The sequence below is a fragment of the Pseudomonas sp. G3-39 genome, from assembly GCF_054790485.1.
Map to the genome: position 1 here is coordinate 3711495 of NZ_CP186497.1, position 12769 is coordinate 3724263.

Below are 12769 nucleotides of genomic sequence, written 5' to 3' on the forward strand. Positions count from 1 at the left end.
TGATAGCCTTTTCATTCTTCGGCGTTGACACCTTTGCTCAAGCCGTTCCATTCCTTTGTATTGGTGGAACTCGTATGACCAGGCTTTCCCATCAAGATTTGCGCCGTAACTTCCGTCAATTGCTGGCTTCCGACACCTGCTACCACACCGCCTCGGTGTTCGACCCGATGTCCGCGCGCATTGCCGCAGACCTGGGTTTTGAGGTGGGGATCCTCGGCGGCTCCGTGGCCTCGTTGCAGGTGCTGGGCGCCCCCGACTTTGCCCTGATCACCCTCAGCGAATTCGCCGAACAGGCCACCCGCATCGGCCGCGTCGCCCAATTGCCAGTGATCGCCGACGCCGACCACGGTTACGGCAACGCCCTCAACGTGATGCGCACCATCGTCGAACTGGAACGCGCCGGCGTCGCCGCCCTGACCATCGAAGACACCCTGCTGCCGGCGCAATTCGGCCGTAAGTCCACCGACCTGATCTCGGTCGCCGAAGGCGTCGGCAAGATCCGCGCGGCGCTGGAAGCCCGGGTCGATTCGGAAATGGCAATCATCGCCCGCACCAATGCCGGCATTCTGCCGAATCAGGAAATCATCAGCCGCACCAAGCAGTATCAGGCCGCCGGTGCCGACGGCATCTGCATGGTCGGGGTGCAGGACTTCGATCAGCTCGAGCAAATCGCCGAACACCTGACGGTCCCGCTGATGCTGGTGACCTACGGCAACCCGGCGCTGCGCGACGACAAGCGCCTGGCCGAACTCGGGGTGCGCGTGACCATCGACGGCCACGGCGCCTACTTCGCCGCGATCAAGGCGACCTACGACAGCCTGCGCGAACAACGCCAGATCTTCACCCAGGCCTCGGACCTGAGCGCCACCGAGCTGACGCACACCTATACCCAGCCTGAGGATTACATTCTGTGGGCGAAGGAATACATGAGCGTCAAGGAATAAGCTTCCGTCAGGTCTGGCCCCTTCGCGAGCAAGCCCGCTCCCACAGTGGATTTTCAGTGAACACAGCATGGGTGGTGAACACAGATCCCATGTAGGAGTGAGCCTGCACGCGATGACGTCGGCACATTCAACACCCATTTAGCCTGACCCCCCGCCTTCGCGAGCAAGCCCGCTCCCACAGTGGATCTTCAGTGAACACAGCATGGGTGTTGAACACAGATCCCATGTAGGAGTGAGCCTGCTCGCGATGACGTCGGCACATTCAACACCCATCTAGCCTGACCCGCCGCCTTCGCGAGCAAGCTCGCTCCCACAGTGGATCTTCAGTGAACACAGCATTGGTGTTCGGCACAGATCCATTGTGGGAGCGGGCTTGCTCGCGAAGGCGTCAGTTGCAGCACCGCCAATCCGAGGAAGTCAGCGCTTGGCCAGTTCCATGATCATCCGCGACAACAGATAAATCCGCGGCGCCACGCTCGCCACTTCGGCGTATTCCTCAGGCGTATGGATATTGCCGCCGACAATTCCGAAACCGTCCAACGTCGGCGTACCCACCCCGGCGGACAGGCTGGCATCCGCCGCCCCACCACTGCCCTCCTCGGTCAGCTTGCGGCCGATCTCGCCGTAAATTCCTTGGGCCATGGCCATCAAGCGATCCGACTCCGCCGTTTGCGGCATCGGTGGCAGTCCGCGTTTGAGGCTGGTGGTGACTTCGGTTTCAGCGATCAGCTTGTCCTGCGACACTCGCGCCAGGTCTTTCTCGATCCGGTCGAACTCTTCCGGCACCGCCGCACGCACGTCAGCCTTGGCGGTGGCGTGATCCGGGATCACGTTGGTGCGATCACCGGCCTCGAGCACGGTGAAGTTGATGGTGGTTTTCTTCGCTTCGTCGCCGAGTTTGCCCAGTTGCAGAATCTGGTGCGCCGCTTCCATCGCCGCGTTCCGCCCCAGTTCCGGCGCGACTCCGGCGTGCGCCGCCTTGCCTTTGACCTCGACCAGCGCCGTCGCGCTGCCTTTGCGCCACACCACCAGACCATCGGCCGGACGCCCCGGTTCGAGGTTGAGGGTCACGTCATGAGCCTTGGCGGTTTTTTTGATCAGGTCGGTGGCGACGTCGGAACCGGTTTCCTCGCTGGCGTCGAGCAAAAAGGTGATTTGCGCGTAATCCTTGAAGTCGAGGTCCTTCAGAATCTTCAGCGCGTAGATCCCGGCGACGATGCCGCCCTTGTCGTCCATCACCCCCGGCCCGTAGGCGCGGCCGTCCTTGATGCGGAACGGGCGCTCGGCGGCGGAGCCTTCCTTGAACACCGTGTCCATGTGCGCCATCAAGAGGATTTTTGCCTTGCCGGTGCCCTTGAAGGTCGCCAGCACGTGGTTGGATTTTTCCGGGGTATTGGGTACCAGCTCGATGGTGGCGCCGAGCTTCTTCAGCTCATCGATGGCGATCTCGCTGACTTGTTTCAGGCCCGGTTCATAACCGGAACCGGAGTCGATGTTGACCAGCCGTTCCAGCAGTTTCAGGGCTTCGGGCTGATACTGCTCGGCATCCGCCAGCACTTGCTTGTGCGGTTCGGCGAAGGCGCTGGCGGAGCTGAGGACGAGGGACAGGCCGAGGCTGGCGGCCAGCAGCGAGCGGGAAAATGAGAACGTCATGAATCGATCCTTGTTTCGCGTCGGGGGGAATTGAACCGTACCTGACATCGACGCAAGGCTCTATACCGGATGCGACATCTCTGCGGCCGACACCGAACACCTGTAGGAGGAAATTGTGCTGGGCCGTCAGACCGAATCGAGCAGTTCCTGCTTCGGCAGATCATCACTGTTGCAGATCACCCGATTGCGCCCGCTCGCCTTGGCCTCGTACAGCGCCTGATCCGCATCATTGAGCCAACGGGTCGCGTCGCCGTGTGCCGGTTCGTAAGCCGCCAGACCAATGCTCAGACTGACCTTGAGCGCCGGGTTCTGCTCGTAACCCAGGGTGGCGAAACGCTCGCGCAAGGCTTCCATGGCCTGCGCGGCATTGAACAGCGGCAGGTCAGGCAGGATCACGCAAAACTCGTCGCCGCCATAGCGCCCGGCGACGTCCGCAGCGCGCAGGTTCTGCTTGAGCATTTTGCTCAACTGGCGCAGCACGATGTCACCCGCCACATGCCCGTAGGTGTCGTTGATCGCCTTGAAGTGATCGATGTCGATCAACGCGATCGCTGCGCCCTGCTGCTGCCGGCGGCAACGTTGAAAGGCGATTTCCAGTTGATCCTTCCACGCGCCGTGATTGAGCAGTCCGGTGAGGCTGTCGGTGCGACTCAGGGCCAGTAGCTCACGCTTGTGCAGGCCCAGCGTGTAGGCCTGGCGAAAGCAGATCCAGCCCAGCGCCAGCGGGTACAGCATCAGCAACGGCAGGCAGGCATAAAGCTGCAGAGGCGAGGTTTGCGGGATGAACGCCGGGGCGAAAACCACCAGGCCGACGCCGATACCGAGGATCTGCGCCGCCAGGCCTGCGGCGAGAAAACGTAATCCGCCGATGGCGACGTTATTCATCGCCATCATCGAAATGGTGGTGGCACTGGGCAGCGGATTGAACTGCATGGCGGCGACCCAGAAGCCGCCCATAAAGGCATCAACCAACAGATTGCGGTGTTCCGCATGGTAAGGAACGCTGGCACGACGGGCCCATTGAAACGCCAGGTGCGGCCAGAGCAGGCCATTGAACAGCATCAACGCCCAGACCCACAGCGGCGGGTCTAGCGGGTACATCGCCGCGCTCACGCACAACAGCCCCAGCACCAGCCCGAGGGTTCGCGATGTATAAAGCCTCCTGGCCAATGAAAGTCCCTTTCCCCCCTTGTTTCGCATAAGGGCCTCGACCACTCAACGGAACCTGCGCACACCGTCAGACGGATGTGCTGGAAGTCTAACAGGCAGCCGTTAAATAGCTATCACCGGCCAGCCGCTGAATACCGCGCCATCGCCGTCGCGCACAGGGCAAATTTTTAGCTATACCTGAAAGGACGAAAACGGAAAAACGACTATAAGAAGGAGGCCCATGCAGACCTACCGAGTGTTGATCATCGGCAGCGGATTTGGCGGCCAATGTGCGGCCGTCAATTTGCTCAAGGCCGGTATCGACGATTTTCGCCTGCTGGAAAGACGCGACTTCCTCGGCGGCACTTGGTGCCAGAACACCTACCCCGGCGCGGCGGTGGATGTGCCGTCGCCGCTGTATTCGCTGTCCTTCGCGCCGTACCGCTGGACGCAGATGTTCGCCGCCCAGGCTGAACTGCACCAATACACCGAACACGTCATCGAGCGCTTTGGCCTGCGCGAGCGCGTGGAGCTGCAAACCAACGTCGAACGCATCGAATGGGACGACGCCGAACAGCGCTGGGCGGTGCATACCAGCAAGGGGATTTTCTACGCTCAGTTCGTGATCAACGCCTCCGGCCCGTTGAGCCAACCGGTGATCCCACCCTTCCCCGGCCTGGATCGCTTTCAGGGCAAGACTTTTCATACCAACAATTGGGATCACAGCTACGACTACCGCGGTAAACGCGTGGCCATCGTCGGCAGCGGCGCCAGTGCTGCGCAGGTGATTCCGGCGATTGCTCCAGAAGTCGAGCGATTGCACGTGTTCCAGCGCACGCCACATTGGGTGCTGCCGCGCGCCGATCGCAGGTTCGGGCCTTTCCAGCGCTGGTTGCTGGGGGTGAAACCGGCCTACAAGCTGCTGCGCTGGTTGCTCTACTGGCAATTCGAAACCCGGGTCATCGCCTTCAAATATTCGAAACCGGCGATTCATCTGGTCCAGCGTCAGGCCCTGCGCTTTCTCAAACAGCAGGTGCCGGACCCGGTTCTACGCGCAAAACTCACTCCGGACTTCACTATCGGCTGCAAGCGCGTCCTGCTTTCCAGCACCTATTACCCGGCGCTGACCCGGCCCAACGTCACGCTGCACAGCCGCGAACAAGGCATCGCCGAAATCGACGAAACCGGCATCACCACCACCGACGGCCAGCACATCGATGTCGATCTGATTATCTGGTCGACCGGCTACGACGCCACCGACGGTGTGGTCTCCTATCCGGTGACCGGCAGGCACGGCGTGCAACTCAAGGACGTCTGGGCGCAGTACCCGCGCGCCTACCTGGGCACCAGCCTGCCGGACTTTCCCAACCTGTTTATCGTCACCGGGCCCAACACCGGCATCGGGCATACCTCGGCGCTGTTCATCATCGAAGCGCAGATGAACTACATCCTCGACTGCATCCACACGCTGCAGTCAAAAGGCCTGCGCAGCATCGAAGTGCGCCCCGCAGCGGAACGTACCTACACTGCAATGATCCACCGTGAGATGGAACGCACGGTGTGGAAGTCCGGCGGCTGTCACAGTTGGTATCAGAGCAAGAGCGGTCATGTGATCGCGATATTTCCGGGCTTCAGTTTCAGCTACTACCGGTTGACCCGGACGCTGAAACCGGCTGACCACATTCTGTCCTGAACACGTAAAAGGAAGACGTCGATGCTTGTGCTGTTTGTCGCTCTCGCGGTTTTCGTGGCCTGGAGCTGGTTGAGTTACCCGGCGGTCGGGCATTGGTTGTACGACCTCAGCACGGCGCTCGAGGCCAAGTTGTACAAGTTGCACAAAATCGAGGTGCCGATTGCCGAAATGACCGTCTCGACCTGGCAGGGTGGTCCCTATGAAGCAGCCAGCGCGATCCTGATGCTGCACGGCTACAGCGCCGAGAAGAATCTGTGGCTGCGCTTCGCCAGGCATTTTGTCCGCCAGTACCGGGTGATCATTCCGGACATCGCCGGTCATGGGGAAACCGGGTTCAAGGCCGGTGGCGGCTACGACATTGCGCTGCAGGCCAAGCGCATGATCCAGCTGCTGGACGTGTGCGGCGTGGAGAAAGTCCACGTGATCGGCAACTCGATGGGTGGCTACATCGCGGCATGGCTGGCAGCAACTTACCCGGAGCGGATCGCCTCGGTGGCGCTGATCGACCCGGCCGGCGTCACTGCACCGCAGGCCAGCGACATGGAGCGCCACCTCGCCCGTGGGCATAACCCGTTCCTGATCAACTCCCGGGAAGAGTTCCGCCAGTTTTATGCGATGACCATGGCCTCGCCGCCGTGGGTGCCCGGGCTGGTGCTGGACGCCATCGCCCAGCGATACGAACGCCAGCGTGATGAACTGGAAGAGATCTTCCGCGACTTTCGCGCCAGCCCACCCATGGAGCCGAAACTGGCCGAGATCAAATGCCCGGCGCTACTGCTGTGGGGGCGCAAGGACCGCTTGATCGACGTCAGCAGCGTGCCGGTGTGGAGCAAGGGCATCGCCAATCTGCGGGTCGAAGTGTGGGATGGCGTCGGGCACATGCCGATGGTCGAACAACCGGGGAATACCGCGCGGTTGTATCGGGAGTTTCTGGGAAACCAGCGATGAAACCCAACACTATCCTTGTGGTGAGGGGATTCATCCCCGACTGGCTGCAGAGCAGCCCCAACTCCAGCACCAAGCTGAATCAGACACACCGCATTCTCTGGGTTGGGGCTGCTGCGCAGCCCATCGGGGATAAATCCCCTCACCACAGGTAATCACGTCCGCCGATGGGGTCGAAATGAACATTCTCTACGACGAACGCCTCGATGGCCCGCTACCGGAGGTGAACAAGGCCGAGTTGCTGAAAACCCTGCAGCGCGCCCTCCCGGATCTCGACCTGCTCTGGCGTGAAGACGAACTCAAGCCTTACGAATGCGACGGCCTCTCGGCCTATCGCACCACGCCGATGCTGGTCGCCCTGCCCCGGCGACTCGATCAGGTGCAGACCCTGCTCAAGCTCTGCCATCAACACAACGTGCCGGTGGTGGCCCGGGGTGCCGGCACCGGGTTGTCGGGCGGTGCGCTGCCGCTGGAAAAAGGTCTGTTGCTGGTCATGGCGCGCTTCAACAACATCCTGCACATCGACCCGGCGGCCCGTACCGCACGGGTTCAACCCGGAGTGCGCAATCTGGCGATTTCCCAGGCGGCCGCGCCGTTCGGTCTGTATTACGCGCCGGATCCGTCGTCGCAGATTGCCTGCTCGATCGGCGGCAACGTCGCGGAAAACGCCGGTGGCGTGCATTGCCTCAAGTACGGCCTGACCGTGCACAACCTGCTGAAAATCGAAGTGCTGAGCATCGAGGGCGAACGTCTGACGCTGGGCAGCGACGCCCTCGATGCGCCGGGTTTCGATTTGCTGGCGCTGTTTACCGGCTCCGAAGGATTGCTGGGAATCATCACCGAAGTTACGGTCAAATTGCTGCCCAAACCGCAGGTCGCCAAGGTCTTGCTGGCCAGTTTCGACTCGGTGGAAAAGGCTGGCCGCGCCGTGGCCGACATCATTGCCGCGGGGATCATTCCCGGCGGCCTGGAGATGATGGACAACCTGGCGATCCGCGCCGCCGAAGATTTCATCCACGCCGGTTACCCGGTTGATGCCGAGGCGATTCTGTTGTGCGAACTCGATGGCGTCGAAGCCGATGTCCACGACGATTGCCTGCGGGTGCGCGAGATCATGCTCGAGGCCGGCGCCAGCGAAGTGCGGCAGGCCCGCGATGAAGCCGAGCGCGTGCGCTTCTGGGCCGGGCGCAAAAACGCCTTTCCGGCGATCGGCCGCTTGTCGCCGGACTACTACTGCATGGACGGCACCATCCCGCGCCGCGAGTTGCCCGGCGTGTTGCAAGGCATCGCCCGCCTCGGCGCCGAATACGGCTTGCGCGTGGCCAACGTGTTTCATGCCGGCGACGGCAACATGCACCCGCTGATTCTGTTCGACGCCAACCAGCCCGGCGAACTGCATCGCGCCGAAGCGCTGGGCGGGAAGATTCTCGAACTGTGCGTGCAGGTTGGCGGCAGCATCACCGGTGAACACGGGGTCGGCCGCGAGAAAATCAATCAGATGTGCGCGCAGTTCAACAGCGCTGAGCTGAGCCTGTTCCACGCGGTCAAAGCCGCGTTCGACCCGCAAGGCCTGCTCAACCCCGGCAAGAACATCCCGACTCTGCATCGCTGCGCCGAATTCGGTGCGATGCACATTCATGCCGGACAACTGCCATTCCCCGAACTGGAGCGCTTCTGATGGCTGATTTCGACGCCAGCAGCGCGCTGCTCGATCAGGTCAACCAGGCCCGGGCCAACGCCACGCCGCTGAAGATTCAGGGCGGCAACAGCAAGGCGTTTCTCGGCCGCGAAGTGGCCGGTGAAGTGCTCGACGTCCGCGCACATCGCGGCATCGTGCGCTATGAACCGACGGAACTGGTAGTCAGCGTGCGCGCCGGTACGCCGTTGCGCGAGCTGCTCGCGGCGCTCGACGCGGCCGGGCAGATGTTGCCCTGCGAGCCGCCGGCCTTCGGCGACAGCGCCACGGTGGGCGGGATGATCGCCAGCGGACTGTCCGGGCCACGGCGGCCATGGTCAGGTTCGGTGCGCGATTTTGTCCTCGGCACCCGGGTCATCACTGGCCTCGGTGAGCACTTGCGCTTCGGTGGCGAGGTGATGAAAAACGTTGCCGGCTACGACCTCTCACGCCTGTTGACCGGCAGTTTTGGTTGTCTCGGGGTGCTCACCGAAGTCTCGCTGAAAGTCCTGCCGAAACCGCGCCAGTGTCTAAGCATTCGCCTCGATATCGATTGCGCGCGGGCGCTGGCGCGGCTTGCCGAGTGGGGCCAGCAACCGTTGCCGATCAGCGGCGCCTGCCATGATGGGCAAAGCCTGTATCTGCGCCTTGAGGGCGGCGAAGGCTCGGTCACCGCCGCGCATCAACGGCTCGGCGGCGAGCCGCTGGATTCAACGTTCTGGCGCGACCTGAACGAGCAACGCCTGAGCTTTTTCGACGAAGGTCTGCCGCTGTGGCGCCTGTCACTGCCGAACAATCTCGGGCCGCAGGACTTGCCCGGCCAGCAGTTGCTCGACTGGGCCGGCGCGCAACGCTGGCTGAAATCCGATCACCAACACATTCAAATCCTCGCCCAGGAACTCGGCGGCCACGCCACCAGCTTTACCCATGGTGCCAGCGACACACCGTTCCAGCCGCTAGCCCCGACGCTCATGCGTTATCACCGGCAACTCAAGGCGCAACTCGACCCGCAAGGGCTATTCAACCCCGGCCGGATGTACGCGGAGTTCTAGCCATGCAAACCACCCTCAGCGAAGAGTCCCGACAACTGCCGCGTGCGGCCGAGGCGGAAAAAATCCTCCGTACCTGCGTGCATTGCGGTTTTTGCAACGCCACCTGCCCGACCTATCAGTTGCTCGGCGATGAGCTTGACGGGCCGCGCGGACGCATCTATCTGATCAAGCAAGTGCTTGAAGGCGCTCCCGCTACCGAGCAGACACAACTGCATCTGGATCGCTGCCTGTCCTGCCGCAACTGCGAAACCACCTGCCCTTCCGGTGTCGACTATCACAACCTGCTGGATATCGGACGGGCGGTGGTCGATCAGGCGGTGCCGCGCCCCGCTGCCCAGCGCTTGTTACGCGAGGGTCTGCGCGCACTGGCGCCGAATCCCGGGGTGTTCAAGGGCTTGTTGCGGGTCGGCACGACGTTCCGGCCTTTGCTGCCGCGCCTGTTCGAAAGCAAATTGCCCCAGCGCTCGCCAGCGTCTGGCACACGCCCTGCTCCGCGCCACGCACGGCGGGTGCTGCTGCTCGAAGGTTGTGTGCAACCGGGCCTGTCGCCGAACACCAATGATGCGACGGCGCGGGTGCTCGATCGGTTGGGGATCAGCGTGACGCCGGTGGCCGAGGCCGGTTGCTGCGGCGCGCTGGACTATCACCTCGACGCCCAGGCCAAGGGCCTCGACCGCGCGCGGCAGAACATCGACGCGTGGTGGCCGCACCTGGAAAACGGCGCGGAAGCCATCGTACAGACGGCCAGCGGTTGTGGCGCGTTCATCAAGGATTACGGGCATTTGCTGGCACAGGATCCGCGCTACGCCGACAAGGCGCGGCAGATCAGCGAACGGACGCTGGATCTGGTACAGATCCTGGCCCGGGAACCCTTGAAGAAACTGTGCGCCGCCAGCCAACGCAGGATCGCCGTGCATTGCCCCTGCACCTTGCAACATGCGCTGAAACTCGGCGGCGCGGTGGAGACACTGTTGACCCGGCTGGGCTTCAACCTCACGGCGGTGCCGGACGGGCATTTGTGTTGCGGTTCGGCCGGCACCTATTCGTTGACGCAACCGACCCTTGCCCGGCAACTGCGCGACAACCGCCTCAACGCCTTGGAGAGCGATCGCCCGGACCTGATCGTCACCTCCAACATCGGTTGCCAGAATCATCTGGCCGGCGGCGGGCGCACCCAGGTTTTGCACTGGATCGAACTGGTGGATCAGTCGTTGGCAGAATGAAGTTCGTAGGATTCTTCGTTTGCCGCCGTCGGCGAAGGCTGCGATCTTTTCCTCCATCCAAACCGTGACCGTGGCAGGAATTTTTTTCATGACCGTGCAGCCTTTCGTCAGCCCCGACCTGATCCGCCAACGCTTCTCCAAAGCGATGTCCGACATGTACCGCGAAGAAGTGCCGCTGTACGGCGCGCTGATGGAGCTGGTGGATCAGACCAACCGCGAAGTGCTGGCGGCTCAGCCGGACATCGCACGGCAGCTCGACAGCACCGGTGAAATCCAACGGCTGGACATGGAGCGCCACGGCGCCATCCGCGTCGGTACGGCCAAGGAGCTGGCGACCCTCGCCCGTTTGTTCGCGGTGATGGGCATGCAACCGGTGGGTTATTACGACCTGACCCCGGCGGGCGTGCCGGTGCACTCCACGGCGTTTCGCGCGGTGCATGAAGCGGCGCTGCAGGTCAGTCCGTTTCGGGTGTTCACTTCGTTGCTGCGTCTGGAACTGATCGAAGATCCCGAGCTGCGCGCGTTTGCTGAATCGGTACTGAATCAGCGTTCGATCTTTACCCCTACTGTCTTGCACCTGATCGAGCAGGCTGAGTCAGCGGGTGGGCTGAATGAGCCTGAAGCGGAGGAATTTGTCCTGCAGGCCCTGGAGACCTTTCGCTGGCACCACAGCGCAACCGTCACCGCCGCGCAGTACCAGACCCTCAGCGCTCAGCACCGTCTGATCGCCGATGTGGTGGCGTTCAAAGGCCCGCACATCAACCACCTGACCCCGCGCACGCTGGACATCGACAAGGTTCAGGCGCAAATGCCGGTGCATGGCATCACCCCGAAAGCGGTAATCGAAGGGCCGCCGCGTCGGCACTGCCCCATCCTGCTGCGCCAGACCAGTTTCAAAGCGCTGGATGAGCCGATCACTTTCACCGACCAGCACAACACCCGTGGCAGCCACAGCGCGCGCTTCGGCGAAATCGAACAACGCGGTGCGGCGCTGACTCCCAAGGGGCGAGCGCTGTATGACCGTTTGCTGAATGCCGCCCGCGATGAACTCGGTGACTTCCCCAACGAAGGCAACGCCGCACGCTATAACGAGCTGATGACTCAGCACTTTGGCGAATTTCCTGACAGCGTCGAAGGCATGCGCGAACAGGAGCTGGCGTACTTTCGCTACTTCCCTACGGAAAAAGGCCTGGCAGCGGGTAGCCTCACGTCGGCATCGCTGGAGGATTTGCTCCGTGAGGGCCATGTGAAAGCTGAACCGTTGGTGTACGAAGATTTCCTGCCGGTGAGTGCGGCGGGGATTTTTCAGTCGAACCTTGGGGATGCTGCGCAGACGCACTATGGCGAACACTCGAACCGTCAGGCGTTTGAACAGGCCTTGGGCCGCGCGACGATTGATGAGCTGGGGTTGTATGCCCAGACGCAGCGGCGTTCGATTGAGGAGTGCGCCCAGGTTTTGGACCTGAAACTGTTCTGACTGTGGCGAGGGAGCTTGCTCCCTCGCCACAGAATCAAATGTTGCCTCTAGCGCAGTCGCGACAACAAGGCGAAACGCTCGACGCTGGCCCTTGGCCTTACTGCGCAACTTCTTGCGCACTTGTTCGGTGAAAAAGGCAATTCATCGCGCTGCAGGCCTTGACTGGCGTGGCTTACAGCCAAGTGCGCAACTTCTTGCGCAGTACTGCGCAAGAAGTTGCGCACTTTCCCTCTCGATTCAGCAAAAAACATCGTCAAAACCGCACGCCAGAGCCACTCCACCCCCGGTTGCCGGGACCTTCGGCAAACCTGGCACGCTCCTTGATAACAGTCAGGCACCCACCGGGCGATTTCGCCTCCCGGGCACCCTAAATTTATCCGCAAGGAGAGCACCCCATGGCAACACCAGCGTACATGTCGGTTACCGGCGAAAAACAAGGCCTGATCACTGCCGGCGCCTTCACCGCCGACTCCGTTGGCAACACCTACCAGGAAGGCCACGAAGACCAGGTTATGGTTCAGGCTTTCAGCCACGACGTGATCATCCCGCGTGACCCACAATCCGGTCAGCCAACCGGTCAGCGCGTTCACAAGCCAGTGATCATCACCAAGGTCTACGACAAGGCTTCGCCTCTGCTGCAAGCGGCTCTGACCTCCGGCGAGCGCATGAGCGAAATCGTTATCCAGTGGTACCGTACTTCTGCTCAAGGTACCCAAGAGCACTACTACACCACCAAACTGGAAGACGCGATCATCGTCGCCATCAACAACAAAATGCACAACTGCCAGGATCCAGGCAACTCGCACTTCACCCACCTGGAAGAAGTGCAGTTCACCTACCGCAAAATCACTTGGACCCACGAAGTATCCGGTACTTCGGGTTCCGATGACTGGCGTGCTCCAGTCGTTTAATTACGGCTGATCGTTACAAGCATCGACCAGCCCTGCTGGTCGATGTT

10 protein-coding genes are annotated in these 12769 nt (G+C 61.9%); 8 read left to right on the top strand and 2 right to left on the bottom strand.

Annotated elements, in window-relative coordinates; all coding sequences use genetic code 11:
- The first annotated feature begins 74 nt into the window (after window positions 1-74).
- Window positions 75-944, top strand: coding sequence for an isocitrate lyase/PEP mutase family protein (locus tag ACOYXG_RS16425; RefSeq protein ID WP_007968750.1), 870 nt, complete (start codon window positions 75-77; stop codon window positions 942-944).
- Between the two features lie 417 nt (window positions 945-1361).
- On the opposite strand, the gene ACOYXG_RS16430 is transcribed toward ACOYXG_RS16425, so the two are convergent.
- Window positions 1362-2597: a M20/M25/M40 family metallo-hydrolase gene (locus ACOYXG_RS16430; RefSeq protein WP_460352834.1), complete on the bottom strand. Its 1236-nt coding sequence runs from the start codon at window positions 2595-2597 to the stop codon at window positions 1362-1364.
- 126 nt (window positions 2598-2723) lie between these two features.
- On the bottom strand, window positions 2724-3797 hold the full coding sequence (locus ACOYXG_RS16435) for a diguanylate cyclase (RefSeq protein WP_096796510.1): 1074 nt from the start codon (window positions 3795-3797) through the stop codon (window positions 2724-2726).
- A 190-nt stretch (window positions 3798-3987) separates the two neighbouring features.
- Between ACOYXG_RS16435 and ACOYXG_RS16440 the strand changes: the two genes are divergently transcribed.
- The 7 genes from ACOYXG_RS16440 (at window position 3988) to ACOYXG_RS16470 (ending at window position 12722) form a co-directional block, all read left to right on the top strand.
- Window positions 3988-5439: a flavin-containing monooxygenase gene (locus ACOYXG_RS16440; RefSeq protein ID WP_097088797.1), complete on the top strand. Its 1452-nt coding sequence runs from the start codon at window positions 3988-3990 to the stop codon at window positions 5437-5439.
- Between the two features lie 21 nt (window positions 5440-5460).
- Window positions 5461-6387: an alpha/beta fold hydrolase gene (locus ACOYXG_RS16445; protein ID WP_330206986.1), complete on the top strand. Its 927-nt coding sequence runs from the start codon at window positions 5461-5463 to the stop codon at window positions 6385-6387.
- Between the two features lie 175 nt (window positions 6388-6562).
- Window positions 6563-8062: a glycolate oxidase subunit GlcD gene (gene glcD / locus ACOYXG_RS16450; protein WP_460352837.1), complete on the top strand. Its 1500-nt coding sequence runs from the start codon at window positions 6563-6565 to the stop codon at window positions 8060-8062.
- On the top strand, window positions 8062-9111 hold the full coding sequence (glcE, locus tag ACOYXG_RS16455) for a glycolate oxidase subunit GlcE (RefSeq protein ID WP_460352839.1): 1050 nt from the start codon (window positions 8062-8064) through the stop codon (window positions 9109-9111). The genes glcD and glcE overlap by 1 nt, the downstream gene beginning before the upstream one ends.
- Before the next feature lie 2 nt (window positions 9112-9113).
- Window positions 9114-10334, top strand: coding sequence for a glycolate oxidase subunit GlcF (glcF, locus tag ACOYXG_RS16460; RefSeq protein WP_460352841.1), 1221 nt, complete (start codon window positions 9114-9116; stop codon window positions 10332-10334).
- A gap of 88 nt (window positions 10335-10422) precedes the next feature.
- Window positions 10423-11811, top strand: a complete 1389-nt coding sequence (hglS, locus tag ACOYXG_RS16465) for a 2-oxoadipate dioxygenase/decarboxylase HglS (protein ID WP_460352843.1) — start codon at window positions 10423-10425, stop codon at window positions 11809-11811.
- Between the two features lie 395 nt (window positions 11812-12206).
- Entirely contained in the window at window positions 12207-12722 is a 516-nt protein-coding gene (locus ACOYXG_RS16470; RefSeq protein ID WP_003226246.1) for an Hcp family type VI secretion system effector, read from the top strand.
- The last annotated feature ends 47 nt before the right edge of the window (window positions 12723-12769 follow it).